This is a genomic window from Sorangiineae bacterium MSr11954 (assembly GCA_037157815.1).
In the GTDB taxonomy this organism is placed as follows: Bacteria; Myxococcota_A; Polyangia; order Polyangiales; family Polyangiaceae; genus Pendulispora; species Pendulispora albinea.
On record CP089984.1, the window covers coordinates 11,971,558 to 11,993,773 of the forward strand.

General features: G+C 66.4%; 18 protein-coding genes and 1 tRNA gene. 9 read left to right on the forward strand and 10 right to left on the reverse strand.

What is annotated here, in order from left to right; translation table 11 throughout:
* Positions 1–268 precede the first annotated feature (268 nt).
* From LZC94_47325 to LZC94_47355, 7 genes are all read right to left on the reverse strand, one after another.
* Positions 269–3,253, reverse strand: a complete 2,985-nt coding sequence (locus LZC94_47325) for a hypothetical protein (GenBank protein WXB15422.1) — start codon at positions 3,251–3,253, stop codon at positions 269–271.
* On the reverse strand, positions 3,250–3,642 hold the full coding sequence (locus LZC94_47330; protein WXB15423.1) for a hypothetical protein: 393 nt from the start codon (positions 3,640–3,642) through the stop codon (positions 3,250–3,252). The genes LZC94_47325 and LZC94_47330 overlap by 4 nt, the downstream gene beginning before the upstream one ends.
* A complete protein-coding gene (locus tag LZC94_47335; protein WXB15424.1) occupies positions 3,636–5,222 on the reverse strand; it encodes a DEAD/DEAH box helicase in 1,587 nt (528 codons plus the stop codon). The genes LZC94_47330 and LZC94_47335 overlap by 7 nt, the downstream gene beginning before the upstream one ends.
* Positions 5,219–5,506, reverse strand: coding sequence for a hypothetical protein (locus LZC94_47340; protein WXB15425.1), 288 nt, complete (start codon positions 5,504–5,506; stop codon positions 5,219–5,221). Before LZC94_47340 ends, LZC94_47335 begins: the two co-directional genes overlap by 4 nt.
* A 24-nt stretch (positions 5,507–5,530) precedes the next feature.
* Complete coding sequence (locus LZC94_47345; protein ID WXB15426.1) at positions 5,531–6,370, reverse strand: site-specific DNA-methyltransferase; 840 nt, start codon at positions 6,368–6,370, stop codon at positions 5,531–5,533.
* Positions 6,371–6,794: 424 nt separating this feature from the next.
* Complete coding sequence (locus LZC94_47350; protein WXB15427.1) at positions 6,795–7,184, reverse strand: hypothetical protein; 390 nt, start codon at positions 7,182–7,184, stop codon at positions 6,795–6,797.
* Between the two features lie 226 nt (positions 7,185–7,410).
* Positions 7,411–7,484, reverse strand: a tRNA-Arg gene (locus LZC94_47355).
* Between the two features lie 250 nt (positions 7,485–7,734).
* On the opposite strand from LZC94_47355, the gene LZC94_47360 reads away from it, so the two are divergent.
* Positions 7,735–8,421 (forward strand): class I SAM-dependent methyltransferase, encoded by a 687-nt coding sequence (locus tag LZC94_47360; protein WXB15428.1) that lies wholly within the window; start codon positions 7,735–7,737, stop codon positions 8,419–8,421.
* Positions 8,422–8,433: 12 nt separating this feature from the next.
* Here the strand turns inward: LZC94_47360 and LZC94_47365 are convergent, their stop codons facing one another.
* Entirely contained in the window at positions 8,434–9,153 is a 720-nt protein-coding gene (locus LZC94_47365) for a polyprenol monophosphomannose synthase (GenBank protein ID WXB15429.1), read from the reverse strand.
* Positions 9,154–9,296: 143 nt separating this feature from the next.
* Here LZC94_47365 and LZC94_47370 point away from each other — a divergent pair, with 143 nt between their 5' ends.
* Entirely contained in the window at positions 9,297–11,174 is a 1,878-nt protein-coding gene (locus tag LZC94_47370) for a GAF domain-containing protein (protein ID WXB15430.1), read from the forward strand.
* Between the two features lie 63 nt (positions 11,175–11,237).
* The gene (locus LZC94_47375) at positions 11,238–12,563 is read left to right on the forward strand and encodes a L,D-transpeptidase (GenBank protein ID WXB15431.1); all 1,326 of its coding nucleotides are present in this window, start codon (positions 11,238–11,240) and stop codon (positions 12,561–12,563) included.
* On the opposite strand, the gene rtcA is transcribed toward LZC94_47375, so the two are convergent.
* On the reverse strand, positions 12,560–13,615 hold the full coding sequence (gene rtcA / locus LZC94_47380) for an RNA 3'-terminal phosphate cyclase (GenBank protein WXB15432.1): 1,056 nt from the start codon (positions 13,613–13,615) through the stop codon (positions 12,560–12,562). The two genes, LZC94_47375 and rtcA, sit on opposite strands and share 4 nt — an antisense overlap.
* Positions 13,616–13,620: 5 nt before the next feature.
* Positions 13,621–14,856 (reverse strand): RtcB family protein, encoded by a 1,236-nt coding sequence (locus LZC94_47385; GenBank protein WXB15433.1) that lies wholly within the window; start codon positions 14,854–14,856, stop codon positions 13,621–13,623.
* A gap of 125 nt (positions 14,857–14,981) precedes the next feature.
* On the opposite strand from LZC94_47385, the gene rtcR reads away from it, so the two are divergent.
* From rtcR to LZC94_47415, 6 genes are all read left to right on the forward strand, one after another.
* Complete coding sequence (rtcR, locus tag LZC94_47390; protein WXB15434.1) at positions 14,982–16,694, forward strand: RNA repair transcriptional activator RtcR; 1,713 nt, start codon at positions 14,982–14,984, stop codon at positions 16,692–16,694.
* A gap of 205 nt (positions 16,695–16,899) precedes the next feature.
* On the forward strand, positions 16,900–18,318 hold the full coding sequence (locus LZC94_47395; GenBank protein ID WXB15435.1) for a hypothetical protein: 1,419 nt from the start codon (positions 16,900–16,902) through the stop codon (positions 18,316–18,318).
* The gene (locus LZC94_47400) at positions 18,315–19,484 is read left to right on the forward strand and encodes a hypothetical protein (protein ID WXB15436.1); all 1,170 of its coding nucleotides are present in this window, start codon (positions 18,315–18,317) and stop codon (positions 19,482–19,484) included. The genes LZC94_47395 and LZC94_47400 overlap by 4 nt, the downstream gene beginning before the upstream one ends.
* A gap of 19 nt (positions 19,485–19,503) precedes the next feature.
* Positions 19,504–21,261: an AarF/UbiB family protein gene (locus LZC94_47405; protein WXB15437.1), complete on the forward strand. Its 1,758-nt coding sequence runs from the start codon at positions 19,504–19,506 to the stop codon at positions 21,259–21,261.
* Positions 21,262–21,513: 252 nt separating this feature from the next.
* Positions 21,514–21,696 (forward strand): hypothetical protein, encoded by a 183-nt coding sequence (locus tag LZC94_47410; protein WXB15438.1) that lies wholly within the window; start codon positions 21,514–21,516, stop codon positions 21,694–21,696.
* Positions 21,677–22,150, forward strand: a complete 474-nt coding sequence (locus LZC94_47415; protein ID WXB15439.1) for a type II toxin-antitoxin system VapC family toxin — start codon at positions 21,677–21,679, stop codon at positions 22,148–22,150. Before LZC94_47410 ends, LZC94_47415 begins: the two co-directional genes overlap by 20 nt.
* Positions 22,151–22,216 lie beyond the last annotated feature (66 nt).

Here is a 22,216-nt window from a genome sequence, read left to right on the forward strand (position 1 = left end):
AGCAACTTCGCTGGATCGACCTGGGGGTGGCTCCGAAACCCCCATAGCCGGGTGTCGAGAAATAGGCGGCTCCGAAACCCCCATAGCCGGGACGAAATCGTCTTAGGACTTCTCCACAGATCGCTCGGTAGGCTTCTTCGCTCGCTCTCGCCGGCGCTCCTGCATCTCCTTGATGGCCCATTCAGCGATGCCCTTGGCGAACGCGGAGAGCCCGGCAATCAAGACCGCCTTAGCAATTTCGCGTCCAATGACCCCTTCACAGGGGGGATCATGCGACATCCTTCTTCGGTTGTGATGGCTCCGAAACCCCTATAGCCAGTCCGTATTGTAGAGATGGCTCCGAAACCCCTATAAGGGGAGACATCTCTCTATAGGGGGTTTCGGAGCCATCCCCCCCCATGCCCTGATTGAGCGCAAGGGTCTTCAATTTTGCGGCCACACTCACGGGGATGCCACGCGCTCCAGCGAGATAGCGTTTCAGCGTGGAGCGATCGCACCCGAGGTGCGACACGGCAGCTCCCACGCCACCCAGTTCCTCAACGATAGCACGCGCCTCGTCGGGCAACATGCGCGGCAGATTCTTTGGTCGCCCATTGTCGGCCCGCTCGACTCGCACCTGCCCGGAGGACCAGCCCGAGCCCCCAGGGACCAGCGCGCCAACGTGAATCGCTCGAGCGGGGCGAGTACGGTGCACGGTCCTCAAGCGCCCGTGCGCCTGCTCAAGCTCGGCGCGTGCCATGGCTTCGGCCATCGAGTCGGGATCGCCCTCCGTGAAGTCGGCCCCGAGGCGCACATCTCCGAGGTGAGGCCATGGATCGCCGAGTGTGGCGACCATGTCCAGTTCCTTCCAGTGATCGAGCCCACGCGTCGCACCGTAGTGGCCGAGCTCGACGGCGCGCCCCTCGAGATCGGGCCCATCGAGCCGTGCCACGCGCAGGATTTCGATGTTTTGCCCGGCCTCCTTCCACTCCCGTTCTACGTCGGCGTTCCTTGGTTGGATCAATCCTCGGATAAGGATTTCGAGCGTACGGAACGTGATGAGCCCGAATCGCTCGGATCCCGCCCAATCGAACACGGTGCCGATAGCGAGGAGTACCCCCGTGGTGAGCACGAGCCGGCCGTGCTCGAACCAGTTGCGTCGCGTCGCACCGCTGTAGCGGTGAAGGGATCGCTCGACCGCAGCGCCGTCCCGGGCGGCGAAGTGATGAAACGGAGGCGTGTATCCGATGATGCGGGCGTACGACGGCAGATGAATATCGGCGTTCGCGTCAGTCACTATCGTGGAGCCGTCTCGCCGGAGAGCGGCGGCAAGGCGATCATTCGGCGCAGCGATCGAGATGACGCCATCCTCGAGGGCGACAGCGGCGGGGCCCATCACGGCACGATAGAGAGCCCAAAGCACCCGTGATGCGGTGCCGAGCATACCCGCGTACCGTGGCGATCGTCGCGCGACGAACACGTTTTGGCGCAAAATTGGGGGCGCATGCCGCTGACGAGCATCGGGGCCGAACGCGTCCGACACATCGAGCGTGTCCGACATGTCCGCCCACATTTTATCTGGCGCGTCGAACCACGCGGAGGCCGCCGCTACGACCGGCGCGAGGGCGTCGCTAAAGAGGGGCTCGAAGGCGCTCAAGCAGCGCGCCGTGGTGGCCAGGTCCTCGCGCGCGAGCTTCTCGACAGCGAGCACCGGCGGCGGCTCGTCGATCACGAGTAGCCCGGTCGACCCGGCGGCGCTCGCGAGCTCGGCGAGTAGCGGGTGCGTTCCGACCGTCACGCGCGCGTCGTCGGGGCCCTCGACTCCGTCCTTGGCCGAGCATTCGTCGTAGAACTCGCACGGCTCCTTCCCGCGGCCCAAGCAAAATTCCCATCGAATCGATTGGCCGCCAGCCACCATCGGCCCCGCGCTCGCGTGGTAACGGCACTCGGGAGTGCCATCGGGCCGGCGCACCGACAGGGCGCCGAAGTAGCGGCGCACCGCCACACCGTGTGCCCGCAGGTTCGCCGCCACCTGCAGGGCCAGCGAATTCTTGTCCACGGAGATCGACGTCTTCGATTGCGTCGGGGCTCGTGCCGAGTCCACGACCATAAGGTGTCGCTTCGCCGAGCGCTCAGCGGCCACGGTCTCGGCCGACCGCGTTTTACCCAAGCCGCATTCCGCCTTGATCACGCTCAATCCGTTGGGCGCGTCGCGGAGGGTGCGCTCGAGCGCGGCTACCGTGTCCGCGAGCGATTGCGGCGGGACCGCCGGCGGCGCCTCGACGAGAGCCTGCACCCGCTCGCCGCGCGCGGTGAGGGTGACCCGCTCGACCGTGTCGGCGACGCCGGGCCATTCCAGGGCGAGGCTGTTCAATCCGGTGATCGGGAGCGCATCGAGCCAACGTCCAGCGGTGTCGCGCGCGCCGATCGCGTGGTTCTCGGGTTTCACCGAGTCGGCGGCGACGGCGATCGCGTGAACGAGCTCCGGCAGGTGCTCCGGGGGCACGCCGCGCCCGAGTAGGGCCCCTCCGAGGGCGAGATAGCACGCGTGCCAATCCTGGGTAACCGTCTGGCGGATGGCGCGGGCAAGTGGCTCGACGAGGGCATGCCACCGCTCGGGGAGCTCGCTAGAGAATGCGACCGCGGCGCCGCCGCCCTGTCGTCGTGGCGCACGAGGGCGCGGTGCAGAAGGCGAAGGTTCGTCCGCCCGATCGATCGAGATCGGCTGCATGCGCGAGAGATCGACGACCGGCGACGTGAAGGCCCGCCCGTCACGTCGCACGTGCGGCAGGCGGAAGTGGCGCGTCCAGTCGGTGCACGACCAATCGACGAGGTAGCCGCGTCCCTCGAGTTCGAGCAGCCAGCGGCGGATGTGCCATTCGGCGGCAAGCACGGGGAGTGGCTCGGCGAGCGGCTGCACAAGCCGGCGCCCGCTGCGCGTGTGGTACACGCCTTCCGTCTGCAGATGGTGCGCGTCGAAGGCGAAGGCGGCGGCTCGCATCTCATCGGTCCACGCTTCATGCCGCGGGTTGTCGATGTCGCAGAAAAAGACCGTCGTCTGCGCGTTGTAGAGCCCCTCGAGCACGGCACCCTTCGTGAGCCGCGGCTGCCGCGGGCCGAATCCGGCAGCCAGGTATCCGACGGCATGCGCGTCCGTCCTCCATGTGCGGTGCAGCGCCTCAACGAGCTCGACACGTTCGTATGCGTCGAGGCGCGCCGTCTCTTTCGGCACACCGGTCAACCGCGTGTGAGGGGCGACGGCAACGAGGGTCATGCAGCGCGCGCCCTCCGCTCGGTGATGGCCTGCTGTACGAGCTCCACGGCGCGCTCGACGTTCTGCGCGAGGCTAAGCTCTTCGTCGTACTCGACGAACACGTGCACAACGCCGTTGGCACGAGCCAGCTCCGCGAAGCGGATTTGGTTCGGCGCCCGCCGCCCGCCGGCGGCTTTGACCTCTATCTCGAGACGCCATCCGTCCGGACGCGTGAAACCTGAGATGTCGGCTACCCCCGCCGGCGGCCCTGCATCGAAGCGCCGTTGCACGCGACCTCTCGCGTCGCGTACGAGCACGCCGCCACAATTCTGGCGCCACACACGGCACCATGGCTGCGATCCGAGCGCGAGGAGCAACGCCTTCATAAACGGGTGCTCGTCCATCACCACGCCTCCGCATACGTGGGTTCGCGAGGTGGCCACTCACCGAACTTGCCCCGGTACCTCGCCAACACCCACTTCGGGTCGTGCCCCAGCTCTTCGCATTGGGCGACGAGCCGCGCGTGATAGGCGCGCTTCTCCTTGACGGTGAAAGCACGCTCCGGGTCGTAGTCCGCCGAGGGGAACGAGCGAGGTGGCCAGGTACCATAGCGGCGCTTATATTCGTGTGCCGCCCATCCTGGCGAGCGGTGGTCACTGCGCGCGCGGGCGCAGATCTCGTCCCACGAGGCGCGCTTCTCGTCGAGCGACGCCGGCCGCACTTCCACGAGCTCGCCGGGTTGCTCTTCGAGCTCGCGCTCGCCGTCGGACACGGGAAACGCCGCGCCGCATTCAGGGCACTCTCGTGTCGCGGACGGGACGACGGCGAAGCAGGACTCACATGTCTTGCATGGCGGAGCCTCGCTCGGTTTGCGCTTTCGTTTCTTTTGCCCATCCAGGGAGAACGCGCGCTCGTCCTGCGGGAGCCCGTGCTCGAGGGCGCACCCGGCATGATCAAGGATGATGGCCTTCTCGCCATTCCAGGGACGCAAGATGCGGCCCGCGCATTGGAGATAGAGCCCCGTGCTCTTCGTCGGTCTGGCGAGAATGGCGCATTTGACCGCGGGCTGGTCCCAGCCTTCCGTGAGCACGGCGCAGTTGCTGACGATGCGCGTCTCACCACGATCGAGACGCCTCAGAATCGCATCTCGATCCGCCGCCGGCGTGGTCCCGTCGAGGTGCTCGGCAGCGATGCCCACCGCGCGAAAGCGCTCCACGATGTGCCTTGAATGCTGCACGTTGACAGCGAATGCAACGGTCCGTCGGTCGCCCGCGTGCCGCTGCCAATGCTCGACGAGATCTCCGACGAGACCGACCTTGTCGACGGCCTGCGCCAATTGCTCCTCGTCGTAGTCGCCGCCCTTCAATCGCACATCGCTGAGGTCGGGCAGCGAGGCTCGCGGCACGGTAAACACCGCGGGCGCAACGAGAAAGCCATCGTCGATCAATTGCTGCGGCGACGCGACCACGACGAGCTCGTCGTACATCGTGCCCAGCCCCTTGCCATCGGCGCGGTAGGGCGTGGCCGTGAGCCCGAGGATCGCGGCGCGCTCGTAGTGCGCGCAGATCCCGACGTATGTATTCGCGAGCGACCGGTGCGCCTCGTCGATGAACACGAGATCCGCAACCGGTTTCGGCCGATTTCGCAACGTATCGACGCTCGCCACCTGCACGGGCGCCGTGGGATTGCGCAAGACGGCGCGCCGGTCATCGAGCGGCACATGGCGCTCATTCGCCATGATGAACGACACCGCGTCGGTCGGCACACCGATGGCAACGAGCTTCCGCACCGCCTGAAAAATCAACTCGCGACGGTGGGCGAGAAAGAGCACGCGTTTGCCGAGCGCGATCGCGAGCGTGATGATCCAGCTCGCGATGACCGTCTTGCCCGCACCCGTCGGGGCGACGATGAGCACGCGCCGCAGCCCGCGCGCGATGAGCCCCCGCGCGCGCTCGACCGCCTCTTGCTGGTAGGGGCGCGGCGCGATCATGCGTCCACCGTGTAGGTGCCCACAACGCGCAGTACGCGCGCCGTCCGGCGGAGCGTGTTGTCGATCATCGCTTGGGCGCGAGAGTAAGCAGCAGACCGCCAGCCGCTCTCGTCGCGTTCCCATGCGCGACGAAACGCGTTCTCAAGGCGCTCTTCGGAAACCTTTGCCACAAGCCGGCAATCGGGTGTCGGGATGATGACGAAATCGGCAACGCCAGCCACGAACTGCCGCACCTCGTTCTCCGTGACGAAAAGCGCCCACGCGAGCGCATCCACGCCAATCATGTTCTCGCCTCCTGTTGAATGCGTTTACGCGTTACCAAACAAGGCAATTTGCCCTGAGCGAACTGCCTGAAGAGTCGATTGCGTCTCCTCGGCGGCGCATCGTTCGCGGGCGGTCCGCGCGTGCGCCGGATTCAATTCGATCCCAATCGCGCGTCGACCGAGACGGAGCGCTGCAACCAGCGTCGTTCCGGAACCGCAAAAAGGATCGATCACGACATCGCCCGGGTCGGAGAACAGCCGGACGAGGTCGAGCATCAGCCCGAGCGGTTTCTGCGTCTCGTGCACGCGGCTGTTCCGCTGGCCGAGCCGATTTGCAACGATCGGGTGCGACCATCGCGCAGGCGCCCCGCCGCCATTCCAGCGTCGACGACCTTTGCGATGGCAAATCGTGATCGCCTCGGATGCCGCCGCGGGCTCGAGTCCATTGAATTGTGGCGCACCACCGAGCCGGTCCCACTCGCCGGTACGTCGGTAGTTGAGCCCCGCCGCCTGGAACGAGAGCCGCCAAAGCAACGAGCTCTCCACGTCGGAAAATGCCAGCGTCCATCGGCGCACGCTTTGCGCGCACCACGCGGCAATGAATCGCCGGTCGGCCGCGTGCAGATGCTCGAAGCCGATCTCGACGCGCCGCTTCGTTCTGCAAGTGGCCTCTGCCACGTCGGGGAGGTCACGACGGCGGCTCGTGCGCGCGTTCTCGTGCACCCGCCGTGAATAGGGTGGGTCGAAGATCGCGACGTCCACCGACGGGATGCTTGGCAGGATGTTGCGGCAGTCACCGGTGATGACGCACCACGATGAGCGACCTTCGACGACATCGGCGATTGACGAGTTCATGCGGCCCTCCCAGTCCGAGGCAGCGCGCACTCCCATCCGATTTTGACTTGGGTCGGGTGCAGGTCGACCCGCGGTCGCGATACGCGATCCCATGATCCGCCGCCGCGCTCACCCAGGCACGTCCACCCAGCGCCACGGAGCGAGTCGCCCGACTCATTCGCCAGCGTGTAGGTGATCAGTCGTCGGTACCCCAGGGAACGCGCAGCTCGCCAGCACGCGCCGTACAGCATCGAGCACGCATTGCGGGCGCCTTCAATCACGCAAACGCGCGTGACCTCGGCCACGTAACCGCCACCGAGCAGGCGCGCGCACGGGCGACCCACGATGGCCACGCCCACGATCTCGCCATCGTCCGCGACTCCGACCGCCCAAAGTCCGCCCCTTGGCGCTCGATGATGGCGATGGTGGCGCGCGACAAAGTCGCGCGCCTCCTTGATGGTCAAGGGGCAGAGCATCATGTCGCCGCCTCCCAAAACGCCCGCGCTGCGGCGCTCTCACGATTCGGCGCGTAATCGTGCTTGAGCGGCGAACACGTTTCCGAGCCGCACACGCACCAATCGAACATGGGACGTCGGACCTTCGGCCGATAAGCGTTCTCCGGCACGACACGGATCCAATCGGCCGCAGTAGTCGCGCGAAGCACGAGCTTCGCCGAGTAATCGGACATGATCGGGTCGAGCAGCGCGTGCCGCATGTCGTCGGCGAACGCCTGCACGAGCGAGGCTCCTGGGACGCCCACGTCGTGCCAATGCGCGCGCAGCCACCACGCAAACACGCGGCCGCGGTCGTAGCGAAACGCGGTCTCGAGCACGCGCGCGATGCTCGGCGGCGACGGGTTGGGCATGCGCGGTGCGTTCGCAAACGATGAAACGTGCGCGCACCTCTTCACGACGCACCCCGTGTCGCGTGCACTTGCTCGTGCTCCTGAAGCACCAAGCCGGCGAGCTCGACAGCGATGCGATCGCGATCGGGGCGCCCCTGCTGGACGGCCTCCAAGAGCCGCCTGGCAGTTGTCACGACGTTGTCATGACCTTCTACCGGCGGCGCTTGAAACGCCTTATTTTCTGCGGCACGCCCGGTCTGATTCGAACAGACGACATTCGGCTTCGAAGGCCGACGCTCTATCCAGCTGAGCTACGGGCGCAGAATCGTTATGACTAGTAGCGCATCCTGCGGCGAAAGCGAAGAGGCAAAGGTGTTCGCAATGACCCTGCGGTGCGAGGAGGGCGCCAAGTGCCCGCGGTGGGCAGACATCGAGGCGCGTCGATGGTACGATTGACGCCGTGCCGAACGTCGCCAACCCTAGCAACGAGCCGATTCCGCCCTCCCAGACGGAGTCCGCCTCCTCGGCCGATGCGCTGCCTAGCTCGGTTCTGCGGCGCGTAATGCCTCGCTTGAGCATCGCGACCGAGTCCACGTTTGCCGCGCCGGAGGTCTACGGGCTGGAGGCGATCGCGAACATTGCGCGTGCGCTGCCCTTCGTCGAACGGGCGTATGCGAGCATCCGCTTCTCGATCCTGCGGCCCAAGCTGCTGAGCGTCATGGATCTGCTGCTCACCGATCAGGGGCGCATTCTCGATGTGGGGTGCGGCTTCGGGCTGTTTGCGGGCTACTTCGGGCAGACGCAGCCCCGGCGGTCCATCGTGGGCATCGACCCCAACGCCAAGCGCATCGAGATGGCGCGGGCGGTGGCGAAGAAGCTCGACTGCACCGCGCATCGGTTCCATGTGGGGGACGTGCGGACTGTGCCGCTGCAGGGGCAGTTCGACGCCGCGTATGTGCTCGATGTCATGCACCATATCCCCGCGGAGGATCAGCGGTCGGTGCTCGAGCGGCTTCGTGATTTGCTGGTGCCCGGTGGGATGCTCCTCATCAAAGACATCACCACCGAGCCGCGCTTCGGGCTCCTCTTCACCGAGGCGCTCGATCGTCTGATGGTCGGTATGAAAGAACCGCTGGCCTATCGGCACCATCAAGACTGGGGCGCCATCCTCACGTCGATTGGCTTCAAGGTGCGCATCGTTCGCGTCCCCGACGTGCTTCCGTATCCGCACGTCGTCATCGCCGCGACGAAGCTGTGAGCCGCGAGGGCGCTAAATTTTGCCCGTGAGCGCCTCGTAGCGGAGGCGCCAGACGACGCCGACTGCCTCGAGGAAGATCTTGCGGCTCATCTTGGACGCGCCCAGGGTGCGGTCGACGAAGACGATCGGCACCTCGGTGACCTTCATTCCGCGGCGGATGGCGCGGAAGGTCATCTCGATTTGGAACGAGTAGCCGTTGGAGTGCACGGAGCCCAGTTGGATGGCCTCCAGCGCGCGGCGCGAGAAAGCTTTGTAGCCGCTGGTCAAGTCTTTTACGCCTAGGCCGAGGATGGTGCGGGAGTACAACGAGCCTCCCTTGGAGATGACGTGCCGGCCGACTCCCCAGCCCTCCACTTGGCCGCCCGGGATGTTGCGCGAACCGATGACGATGTCCGCCCCTTCGTCGAGCGCCTGGAAGAAACTCGGAAGGTACTTGACGTCGTGGGACAGATCGGCATCCATTTCGAAGAACTGGTCGTAGCCCTCGGCCATGCCCTTCAAAAAGGCTTGGATGTATGCGGTGCCCAGACCGAGCTTGCCCGCGCGGTGCAGCACCCGAACGTGCGAATCTTTGGCTGCGATGGCGTCGGCGATGTCGCCCGTGCCGTCGGGCGAGTTGTCGTCGACCACGAGAATGTCGGCCTCGGGGGCAGCGGCCCGAACCGATTCGATGAAGCGAGGAAGGTTGTCTTTTTCGTTGTAGGTCGGCGTGACGATCAAGGTCCGTTTCATGTCTCGTCCTGATGCTTCTGGTATCGGCTGAAAATCGTGGAAATCGCCAGGGGAACGGCTTCGGGCTTGGTCTTTTCCGTCTCTTTGTGGCTACGTGCTCGTAGCCTCTCCTCGCCATGAGGTCAAACCAGTAGAATGGTGCGGTGAGCGTGAAGAGTCTGGTGTCGGCCACCCGAGGCCCCCGTCCCGCCGAGGCGCGCGTGGCGGAGCTCGAGGAAGCCCTGGCCCGGGAGGTGCGGGTCACCAACGCGCTGCGTGAGGTGGGGCTCGCGCTCGGGACGACGCACGACCTCGATCAGGTCCTGGAGCTCATTCTCGAGAAGATCACCGATGCCCTCGACGCCGACCGGGCCACCCTCTACCTGCTCGACGAGGCCAAGGACGAGCTCATCTCCCGCATCGTCATCGGCGACGAGGTCCGCTCGATCCGGCTGAAGGTGGGGCAGGGGATCGCCGGGCACGTGGCACGCACCGGCAAGCCGCTGCACGTGAGGGACGCGTACAAGGATCCTCGCTTCAGCCCCGAGTGGGACACGCTCTCGGGCTACCGCACGCGTTCGATCCTGGCCGGCCCGATGAAGAATCATCTCGGGCGCACCATCGGGGTCATCCAGGTGCTCAACAAACGGCGCGGCGACTTCTCGACCGACGATGCTGCGCTGCTCGCGGCGCTGGCCACGCAGGCGGCCGTGTCGATCGACAACTCGCGCCTCTTTCTGGCGACCATCCAGAAGAACATGCAGCTTATCGAGACGAAAGAACAGCTCGAAAGGCGCGTGCGCGACCTGAAGCTGCTCTTCTCCCTCGAGAGCGCGATGGCCCGCGCCGCCTCGCTCGAAGAGCTGTTCTTCGCCGTCTTGGGCGAGGCCATGCGCTCGTGCGAGGCCCGCGCCGCCGGCGTCGCCCTGCGCGATCCGGTGTCGGGTGAAATCGTGTTCAACTTGGTCGACGACAAGCACACGCGCCTGCGCCGCGTCTCGCTCGCCGAAGGACACGGCCTGGTCGGAACCGTGATGCGCAAGAACGACGTGGTGCTCGTCCGCGCGGATCAAAACGGCAAGAGCGAAAAGGGCGAGAGGACGGAGAAGGGCGAAAAGGCCGAGAAGCGCGGCGCGAAGTCGGCGGCGGGCAAGACGGCGCCGCCCGTCGACGAGAAGCTGGGCTTCGCCTGTCACTCGGCCCTGGGCGTGCCGCTCGAGGGCGAAGAAGGCGTGCCGATGGGGGCGGTGGTGCTCTACAACAAGCGCCACGAGAAGCACTTCACCGACGAGGATCGCGGGCTCCTGGCGCTCATCACGGCCAACGCATCGACCGCGATTCAGCTGCAGCTGGCGCGGGAGGCGCGCGAGCGCGAGGAGCGGCTCACGACCATCGGGCGCTTGATGTCCGGCATGATCCACGACGTGAAGACGCCGCTCACCGTCATCCGCGGCTACTTGCAGATGATGCAGAAAGAAGACCGCGCCGAGCTGCGCGATGGCTATGCCGAGCAGGCCCTCAAGCAGTTCGAGCACCTGAGCAGCATGACCCGCGACGTGCTGGAGTTCGCGCGCGGCGAGCGCACGGTGCTCATCCGCAAGGTGTACTTGAAGCCGTTCTTCGACGCCGTGAAGGCGGAGCTCGAGCCGGAGTTCCAACGGCGCGGGCTGGAGCTCGCGATCGAGCTGAACGACAAGGGAACCGCGCGCTTCGACGAGGGAAAGCTGCTGCGCGTGATCCACAACCTGGCGCGCAACGCCGAGGAGGCGATGACGGACAAAGGCGGGCGCTTCCTCATCAAGGTCACACGCGAAAAATCCGCCGATGCCGCCATCGTGATGACCTTCTCCGATACCGGGCCCGGGATCCCCAAGGAAATCGAGCATCGCCTCTTCGAGTCGTTCGTGACCAGCGGCAAGAAGGGCGGAACGGGGCTCGGCCTCGCCATCGTCAAAAAGATCACCGAAGAGCACGGGGGAACGATCACCGTGCACTCGACGAACCGCGGGGCGACGTTCAAGCTACGACTTCCGCAGAAGTGATGGCATGGTTGGCGCTTCGACGGTCCTAGCCTCCAGGCTCGGGCCTTCGCCGAGGGATGGCATATGCACATTGCACGGATCGGGCTCTCGACATTGGTGCTTGGCGCGCTTGCGCTAGCGCCGATGCTCGTCTCGAGGGTGGCGCACGCCGATCGCGCGTCGCACGAGCTGCCTCCGTGGACGGATCCGAACGACCTTCCGCTCTCGCCCTCCATGCGCTCGCTCGTCACCCAGCGCGCCGAGGTGCCGATCTTCTCCGTTCCTGGCAAGCTCGACACGCGCCGCGGCACCATGATGCCCAACGCCAGGCTCCCCGTTTACGGCGCCAAGCGCGCGCCGAACTGCAACGCGCGCTGGCTGCTGGTGGGGCCCTTGGCCTGGGTTTGTGCCGATGTGGTGGACCCTTCGCCGGAGCCGGCGTGGTCGATCAAAGAGCGCGGGCAGTGGGCGAGCCTCCCCGGCAGCGATGGGCTGCCCTTCCGCTACTACTTCGTGGGCCAGAACGGCGCGTTCGGGTACGAGGAGCCGGGCCAGTCCGAGGAGGCGTCGCCCGCGCAAGAGTACGAGTCGGGGTTCATCGTGGCCGGCGCCGAAGAGCGTCATGTGCGGGGTGAGCGCTGGCTGCGCACGCCGCGCCGAAGGTGGCTCTCGCTGCGCGAGCTCGCGCCCACGAGCCCCTCCTCGTTCCATGGCGAGAAGATCGAAGGCGAAGCGCGCGCCATGGATGTAGCTTGGGTCGTCTCCGACAATGCCAAGGTGCGCCGCGGGCCGCGCTCCAGCGACGCGGCGGTGGGCGCGCGTCCGCGGCTGGCGCGCGTGGTTTGGAAGGAGGAGCGGGCGGTGGTCGGTGGGGCCATGGTGCGCATCTCCGAGGATGGTGCGACCCCCGAAGAGTGGATGCTCGCGCGCGATCTCGCGCACCCGACCGTCTCCGAGCGCCCGCAGGAGGTCGCGGCCGACGAGCGGTGGATCGACGTGGATCTCGCGTCGCAAACGTTGACGGCGTACGTGGGCAACCGGCCCGTGTACACGACCTTGGTGTCCACGGGTCGGGGCACGCCGGGCAGCGATACGGCGACCCCCAAGGGCTCGCACCGCGTTTGGGTCAAGCTGGCCACGACCAACATGAACAACTTGGAGCGCGAGGACGCCGATCGGCGGTACTCGATCGAGGACGTGCCGTACGTTCAATTCTTCGATCGCGGGGTGGCCCTTCACGGTGCCTTTTGGCACAAAGACTTCGGCCGGGTGCACAGCCACGGCTGCGTCAACCTGGCGCCGCTCGACGCCGAGTGGTTCTTCAACTGGACCTTGCCGCACCTGCCCGCGGGCTGGAGCGCCGTATTTCCTACGGCGCTCGAGCCGGGGACCCTCGTGCGCGTGCGCTAGCGTACGTGCGCGGTGGTGCGCGCGGGAGGGACCTCGATGTGCCATACGTCGGGCGCCACCTCGGCGGCGGTGATGGTCACGTCGAGAAAGAGACGCAAAAGCTCGATTTGCGTCAAGCAATGCGTCGACGGTCGCACGGTCCGAAACGCGCCGCCTGCGCCGAGCGCCATGGGGAGCAGCAGCTGGTCGGCCAGGTGCTCGCCCACCGGCACATTGGCCGCGATGTAGCGCGCCGTTTCGGCGGCGACCGCGTGCGCGACCGTCTCCGCGCGCACCCCGCGCTCCCCGAAGCCCGCCACGATTTCGGTCACCGCGTCGCTCTCGACGATGGCCAGGAGCGCATTGCCCGGTCCCTCGGGGCGCTCGATCATGAGCGGCTTGCACCACGCGCGCTCCCAACCGAGCGCGCGCGCCAAGGTGTCCAGCTCGCGCAAGGCCACCGACGGCGACACCTGCGCGATGAGCGCCGTCGCGCGGCGCGCACGGATGTCCCCGCGTTCCAGCAAGGTGAGTCGGTCGAGGCTCTTGGCCGGCTCGATGGTCGCGGTCCATCGCCCGCCGCCCGCGGGGTAAAAGCCGTAGCGCGTGAGCTCGCACGACACCCGCGCCCCCATGCGCGCGAGGATCGGCAAGAAGGTCTGCGTGAGAAAGTCGAAGGGCGGGGCCATGGGGTTGTGCGTGCCGCCCTCGAAGGTCAGCTGCGAGGGCCCCGCGGCGCCCAGGAGCAACGGGAGAAACACGGTTTGAAACACCAACGTGGTGCTACCGGCCCCGCCGATGGCAAACGTGTAGTCCCCGCCGCGGAGGGCCTTCGGATGAAATTCGAGCTCGACCCCGCCGATTTCGGCGCCTCGAACCTCGGCCTCGCCGATCTGGGCCGCCGCCTGCACCGCCGCCAAGTGCTGGCGCATCAACCCCGGCTTCGCGCGGCCGCGCCGGATGTTGGCGATGCGGATGGGGGTCCCCGTCAAAAGAGAGAGCGCGAGGGACGAGCGCAGAATCTGCCCGCCCCCTTCGCCCATGGAGCCTTCGATCGTCAGCCATTCGGTCATCGTCGCTACCCCTTGACGCACACCACTTGACGCAAAGTGTGCACGATGTCGACCAGCGAGCGCTGGGCGTTCATCACATCGTCGATCGACTTGTACGCGGCGGGCGTCTCGTCGATGACGTCGGCGTCCTTGCGGCACTCGATCCCCTTGGTCGCCTCTTGGTGATCCTGCACGGTAAAGGTCTTCTTCGCCGCGGTGCGCGACATCTTGCGCCCCGCGCCGTGGCTGCACGAACAGAAGCTCTCGCGATTTCCCTTTCCGCGCACGATGAACGATTTCGCGCCCATGCTGCCGGGGATGATCCCGAGCTCACCCTCGGCCGCGCGCACCGCGCCCTTTCGCGTGACCAGCACGTCGGCACCATAATGGCGCTCGCGCGCCACGTAGTTGTGGTGGCAGTTCACGGCCACGTTGGTCAGCTCGAAGGGCGGCAGCGCGCTCTCCTTGGCCGTGCGCACCACGGCCTTCATCATCAGCTCGCGGTTCTTGGCCGCGAACTTTTGCGCCCAGCTCACCGCCTTCCAGTAATCGCCGAAGTGCTCCGTTCCCTCGGGGAGGTACGCGAGATCCTGATCCGGCAGGTTCACCAGCCACCGCTTCATGTCCTTCTTCGCCAGCTCGATGAAGAAGCTCCCGATGCGGTTTCCCACCCCGCGCGAGCCCGAGTGCAGCATGAACCAAACGCGGTCGCCTTCGTCCAAGCACACTTCGATGAAGTGATTTCCCGTCCCCAACGTTCCCAGGTGGTTGGCGGACGCACCGCGGTCCAGCTTGGGAAATTTGTCGATCAAGAACTTGTAGCCCTCGTCGAGCTCACCCCACGCGCCCACGACGTCGGCCGGCAGTTGGCCCCACGCACCGCGATCGTTGCGGCCGCCGTTGTCCGTTCGGCCGTGGGGAACGGCCGCCTCGATGGCCGTGCGCAGGCCGCGCAAATCATCCGGCAGATCCGACGCGCGGAGGGTCGTTTGCACGGCCATCATTCCACACCCGATGTCGACCCCCACCGCCGCCGGAATGATGGCGCCCTTGGTCGCGATCACGCTCCCCACCGTGGCGCCGATCCCGGTGTGCACGTCGGGCATCACCGCCACCCACTTGTGGATGAACGGGAGCGCCGCCACCCGGCGAAGCTGCGCCTGCGCCTCCGCCTCGAACGGAACTCCCACCGTCCAGGCCTTGATCGGAGCCCCCTCGGTTTCCATGGTGATGTGGGTCGCTTCGGTGATGTTCGCGTTCATGACCATCCTATAAGCACGGCCGGTGCCAACGGCACGCTTCGATGGTTTTGCCGGATTTGCGGCGGCTCGATGCATCCAGGCTGCGTTTGGCCTTATCCTATCGTATAAGATCGATACATCTCGATATGGCGCGACGAAAGCTGGTCGTCCTCGGTCTTTTGGGAACCACCCTCGACGCGGGGCATGGAAATAAGCGCTGGGAGCGCTGGCGGCCGACGGTGGCGCTCACGCAGCACGAGGACTTGCTGGTCGACCGGCTCGAGCTGCTTCACGGGAAGGACAGCGCCGCGCTGGCCGACACGGTCGTGGCCGATATCGGGCGCGTCTCGCCGGAGACGGCGGTCGTTCGGCACGCCGTGGAGTTCAAGGATCCTTGGGACTTCGAGCACGTCTACGGGAGGCTCCATGATTTTGCGCGGGCGTACCCCTTCAATCCCGACAAAGAGGACTACCTCGTTCACATCACCACCGGGACGCACGTCGCCCAAATCTGCCTCTTTCTTCTGACCGAATCGCGCTACCTCCCGGCGCGGCTGCTCCAAACATCGCCGGCGCACCGGCGCGATCCGAACGAGCCGCGCAGCGCACGTGATGGCCGCGATCCGCGGGACGGCCGCGACGCGCGCGACACGAACGCCAAGAGCTCCGCGCGGCTGGGGCCCGGGACGTATGCGATCATCGATCTCGATTTATCGAAGTACGATCGATTGGCGTCGCGCTTTCAGAAGGAGAAAGATCTCGGTCAGTCGTTCTTGAAGTCGGGCATCGACACCAAGAACGCCGCCTTCAACGAGCTGATCGAGCGCATCGAGCGGGTGGCCGTCGCCTCGCGCGCGCCCATCTTGCTCACCGGGCCCACCGGCGCGGGCAAGAGCAAGCTGGCCCGACGCATCTTCGAGCTGAAGAAAGCGCGCCGTCAGATCACGGGCGAGTTCGCCGAGGTCAACTGCGCCACCCTCCGCGGCGATGCGGCCATGAGCACCCTGTTCGGGCACACCAAGGGCGCGTTCACGGGTGCCGTCGCCGATCGTCCGGGCCTCCTCCGCAAGGCGCATCGAGGGGTGCTCTTCTTGGACGAAATCGGGGAGCTCGGCTCGGACGAGCAGGCGATGCTCCTTCGCGCCATCGAGGAGAAGGTCTTTTATCCCCTGGGCTCGGACCGCGAGACCAGCAGCGACTTTCAGCTCATCGCCGGCACCAATCGAAACCTGCTCGCGCGCAGCGACACCGCGCGCGCCCCCACCGGGTACGAATTCCGAGACGACCTCTTTGCGCGCATCAACCTCTGGACCTTTCGACTGCCGGCGCTGCACGAACGTTCCGAGGACATACCGCCCAACCTGGACTTCGAGCTGGAGAAGGCCTCGCGCGATCTCGGGGTGAACATCACCATGAACCGCGAGGCCACCGAGCGCTTCCTCCGGTTCGCCAGCAAATGGACGTGGCCCGGCAACTTCCGCGACTTCAACGCATCCGTGACGCGCATGGCCACCTTGTCGGACGGCGGCCGCATCACCGAAGACATCGTCGCCGCCGAAATCGAACACCTCCGCGCTCGCGCCCAACCTCCGCCCCCATCCGGCCCCCGTGCGGGCGAGCTCACGGCCCGCATCCTCGGCGCCGAACGGGCCGCCCGCCTCGATCGCTTCGACCGCGTCCAGCTCGAAGACGTCCTCTCCGTGTGCGAGCGCGCCCGCTCCCTATCCGACGCCGGCCGCGAGCTCTTCGCCAACTCCCGCACCGAACGCACCAGCGTCAACGACTCCGACCGCCTACGAAAATACCTGGCACGCTTCGCAATCGACTTTGCGTCCTTGAAGGACGATATACACAGATAAGCCCCTATCCCCTCGTATCGCCCCGCCGGGGCGGGGGAGCCGCCCAATGCACCCCTCGCGCAAAGATCCCTCGATGCCCGCACATGGCCCGCTCCTTGCTGAACCCGATGCAGCCGCCCGCGGGACTTCGGCGTGACTTCCGTTACCAGCCTTTGCAGCTGTCCTAGCCTCGTCGCGCTTCTTTCTCCCCGGGCGGCGCTCCACCATGTCCGCTGCCCTCGATCGCGTTACCCGAGAAGATTGGCTCATGTTCGTGAACGCCTGCTTTGCGTGCACGGGCCAGCGTGAGTTCTATTCGGATGGACACGGCCAGTCCGTGTCGATCGATTTCCTCCACCAGTACATCCTGGGAAACTACCGCCGCCTCTATGCGCGCGCCCTGGCGTGCGGTGTCAACGACTTCAACGCGTCGTTGATCCTCGCGAACCTGCTCGAGACGGGGAAGGCCACGCCCGCCGATCACAAGGCCGAGGAGGGCGCCTTGATCGCGCGCGCCCTGGAGACCTTGCCGGCCCACCGCGCCATGCACCTCCTGGAGCGGCTCGCCAAGCGGCGCGTGAACAACCGCCGAACGCGCGCCATCATCCGGCAATTCCTCGGGTCGCGGCCCAACCCGGAGCACCACGCCGTCAAGTACCGGCGCTCGTTCCGCCGCGCCGCGCTGCACGCGCACCTTCGGCTGGAGGGCGAGTATGCGACCTTCTTTCTGCGTGGGGCGAACATGCGCGCGTACGCAACGCCGCTCTTCGAGGCCTTCCGAAAGGCGCACTACAGCGCGAGCGCCATCTACGAGCTGCCCTTCTCCATCGCGGAAGGCCTCGCGCAAAAGCACGGCGTACCGCGCGATACGTTCCTGAAGCGCATCGAGCCGAACCTCACGCACACCGAGCGCCTCCGCCTCCAGAGCGCGAGCCACGACTCCCTCGGCGCCGCGTACGCCCTCGAGCCGAACAAGCTGCCGCTCACCAAGCTCGCGAGCTACATCGTGTCGCGCCCGGATCGGGCCGCGCGCCGCGCCGAGCTGCACGACGCGCTCTGGGCCTCCGCCCGCCGCGCCGTTCGTCGTTCGAACGCGCGCTTCGGCAAGGTGGCGTGCGTGCTCGACCGGAGCTACTCGTCGTCCGGCTCGACCGAGAAGCGCCGCCGTCCGCTCGCCGTGGCCCTCGCCGCCTCGTACTTCCTCCGCGCGGCCTCGGCCGAATACATCCCGTTCTGGACCCACCCCACGGGCGACGAGCTCCTCGTCGACGCGCGCGGCGCGACCGATCTCGCCACGCCCATCTTGGACGCGCTGGAGACCGAGCCGGATCTCTTGGTCATCGTCTCCGATGGCTTCGACAACGATCCGCCCGGGATCGCGGGCCAGGTCCTCCAAGCCGCGTGCGCCCGGCTGCGCGTGCCGCCCATCGTTCACATCAACGCGGTGTTCGACGCGGAGAGCTACGCGCCCAAGTCCCTCTGCCGCGCGGTTCCCACCATGGGCATCCGCGACGCGGAGGAGCTCCCCACCGCCATTTTGTTCGCGCGGTTCGCGCGCGCCGACGTTCACCTCGACGAGGTGCTCGCCTCCCTGGACGCGCGCGTTCGGCATTTCTTGCGACCCCCCACGAAGCGAGCTGCATGATGAAGACGGCAAAGCTTGCCCTCACCAACCTCCGCACCGGATCGCCGCAGACCCTCGGCGCCATCCGGCTCGTCCCCATTTGCCGCGACCGAGCGCCCGGCGATCTGCGCATTCGCCTGCGCGACCTCGTCCCCGCGCCCGCCATCGTGTCGCTCGACGGTGCCCCCGGCGAGCCGGGGTTGAAGTACGTCTCGTACGTGCCGCACGGCCTGGTCGTGGCGCATACCAAGGACGGCGCGCAGGCGAGCTTCGGGACCACCCTGGGCGAGGAGCGCGGGGCGCGCGGGCGCTGCGTGAACCTCTTGCACCGCATGGTCAAGCGGGAGGACGACGTTCGGGAAGGCGCGACGAGCACCGCCCGATTCCGCCTCTTGCCGCTTCATCTCGCGATGGAAGGCTTCCTCGCGCACCACTTCGGCGGACCGGACATCGCCTGGAGCGAATATTCGCAGCACGCCATCCGCCGCGGGCTGGACCCGCGCGCCGAATCGAGCGTGCGCGGACGGTCGCTCCCCGGCTTCGAGGCCGCGCTCCGCGTCTTCGAGATGCACCCCACGCAGGTGGGCGTGATGATCTTCGTGGCCGACGCGCTGGCCTCCGTCTTCGTGGTGTCCCACCCGAGCGACTACCGGCTCCTGCACCGCTCCGTGCTCGAGGACTTCTTCGGCCAGCTCGTCTACGAGTACGGCCTCCTCTATCCGGAGACGCCGCCCATCGAAACGCCGCTCCACGAAGAGCGCATCGCGAGCATCTCGGATCTTCGGGCCGAGGTGGCGCGGGCGCGCGGCGAGTGGGAGGAGTATGCGCGCCTCCTGGCGGACGGCTTGTTTCGCCGGGAGGTGCGGGTCGAGACGGTTCGCTCCATGGCCCCGTTTCGCCTCGAGCGCTTCATGCCCGACTTCGATCCCGACGAGGAGTGCCACCTCGGCGAGCGCATCGTACGCGATGACGGGACGGTCGAGTACATGAAGACCTTTCGCCTCTCGGCCGCGCAGGTGCGCCGTGCGCATTTGCTCGAGCAGCTCGCGCGCGCCGGTTGGAACCTCGGCGACGCGGCAGCACGACTCCGGTGTACGCGCGACGAGCTGGTCAAGCGGCTCGACAATGCCGGCTTCGGCTACTTGCTCGCGCCCCACGTGCTACGTGCCAGTGGAACGGCCCCTTGACTGAGTATACCGTACGGGGGTGATCGGCGTCGTTTCCGCTTTCCGCGATCTGGGGCGTCTGCGCGAAATCTCGACGGTGCTCGTGCGCCACGGCTTCGGCGAAATCGTCACACGAGCCGGCTTCGGCGGGCGCCATCGGGCCCCGCGCACGGACACGGCGCTGGCCACGGTGGGCGATGGCTCGGCCGAGCTCGCGCTGGAGGCCGGGGGTGACGAATTCTCCGACAGCGAGCGACAGCGCGGTGAGGAGGAGAAGAAGCGCATCTCCACCTCGGAGCGCCTGCGCCTGGTGCTGCAGGATCTCGGCCCCTCGTTCATCAAGCTCGGGCAAATCATCTCCACCCGCGGCGACATTCTGCCCGCGGAGCTCATCACCGAGCTGAAAAAGCTGCAGGACGATGTCCCGGCCGTTCCCTTCGCGGACATCAAGGCCGCCATCGAGGAGAGCCTCTCGGCCCCGCTCGATCAGCTCTTCGTCAGCTTCGATGAAAAGCCGCTGGCCACCGCATCCATCGGGCAAGTGCACCGCGCCGTTCTGGCCACCACCGAGCCCGATGGCGAAACCCGCAATGTCGATGTCGTGGTCAAGGTGCAGCGTCCCGGCGTGGGGGCCACGGTCACGCGCGACTTGGAGCTCCTGCACATCATGGCGGCGGCCGTCGAGCGCGCCATCCCCGAGACGCGGATCTACTCGCCCATCGGTCTGGTGCAGCAGTTCGATCGCTCCATCACCAACGAGCTCAATTACACGGTGGAGGCCGACAACGCCGAGCGGTTCGCGCAGAACTTCGCCTCCAAGCCCATCGCGCGCTTTCCACGCGTCTACAAGCAGGTGAGCTCCAAGCACGTGCTCGTGCTCGAGTACTTCGAGGGGCGCAAGGTCGACCGCGCGGTGGCCGATGGCTTCGACGGCAAGCGCATCGCGAAAGAGGCGCTCGCCATCGTCATCAAGATGGCCTTCGAGGACGGCTTCTTTCATGCCGATCCGCACCCGGGCAATGTCATCGTCATGGGCACGCCCGAGGCCCCCAAGATTGGCCTCATCGACGTGGGCATGGTGGGCCGCCTCTCCCCCGAGCTCCGCGACTACACGGTCGATCTCATGGTGGCGGCCTACCGCAAAGACTCGTACGGCGTCGCCGATGCGCTCTACAAGATCGGCCGGCCGACCAAGAAGGTCGACATGCGCGAATACCGCGCCGAGGCGGCGATGCTCGCGGAGAAGTACTTGGGCCGGCCGCTGAAGGAGATCGAGATGTCCGCGATGATCCGCGATCTCGTTCAAGGCGCCATGAAGTACGGCATCGAGATCCCGACGGACTTCATGCTGGTCGGCAAGGCGCTGATGACCATCGAGGGCATCGGCAAGCAGCTCGACCCCGATCTCGACGTCTTCGGCATCGCCGGCCCGCACTTCATCGAGATACTGCGGCTCAGGTACTCGCCGCAAAAGCTCGGCAGCGAGCTGCTTCGCGGGGTAGGGCAGCTCTCACGCGCTGGTTACGACATGCCGATGCAAGTGGGCGAGGTGCTGGAAGACCTCCGCCTTGGCCGCCTGGCGCTTCGCACCGTCGACCCCGAGCTTCCGCGCGCCACCGACCGCCTCGGCCGCCGCATCCTCACGGGCGCCCTGCTCGCGTCCCTCGTGGGCAGCGGCACCCTCCTTCTTTCACGCGGGACGCACGAGGGCTACGGCCAAGCGATGCTGGCCATCGCCGCCTTAATTTGGCTCGGCCACACGGTTCTCGACCTCTGGCGTGGTCCAAAGAAGCAATAATCCTCAGCTATTTTGCGAAGTGACATCATGCAGGCACAATTTGACTTTGTGCATGCGCGGGTTAGCGTGAGGGGCATGGTGACGTACAGAAAACGGGCGCCGCCGCGGAAGCTTCCGATCTCGGACGTGTCTCCGGCGACCCAGGCAGCCATACAAGCAGGCCAAGTAGGTCAAGCAGGTCAAGCGGCCAACCAACTAACCCAAATCACCGTGCGCGGCGTTTCCGCCGAGCTCACAAGGAGGCTTCGCGAAATGTCCGAAGCACGCGATCAAAGCATCAACACCATCGTGCTCGATCTTCTCGAGCAGGCTGTGGGCCTCAACGATCGGCGCGAGAGGCTCCGTCGCTACACCACATGGACCGAGTCCGAGCTGCACGAGTTCGAAGGCTCCCTCGACGCGCAACGAACCATCGATGACAAAGCTTGGCGCTAGCGCATCGAGCCGCATCGTCCTCGACACGTCGGCCTACTCGCATTTTCGTGCGAACCACGCCGAGGTCGTCGACTGGATTGCCCGTGCGGAAGTCGTCTACCTGCCGGTCACCGTGCTCGGTGAGCTCGAGGCGGCATTTCTATGCGGAACGCGCACCAAAGAGAACCAAGTCGCCCTGCGCGACTTTCTCGACGAGCCCTTCGTCGCGGTGCTCCCCATCACCTTGGATGTCGCTCGCGTCTACGGTGACCTCTTCGCCACCCTTCGCCGTGCGGGCACGCCCATCCCCATCAACGACGTCTGGATCGCCGCTACCTGCATCGACGCCGGAGCGCATCTCGTCACCTTCGACGAAGACTTCGCGCGCATCCCACGGCTCGCACAGACGGTCTGCTCGGTCACGAGCCAGAACCGAAGCCCGTCAGCACACGACCGCCGTAGCCAGTACGATTAAATGAAAACCCGCGGCACGCTTCTGTGAAATCTGCGCACCGCGGGACGGTTCGTTCGGATAGAGCCC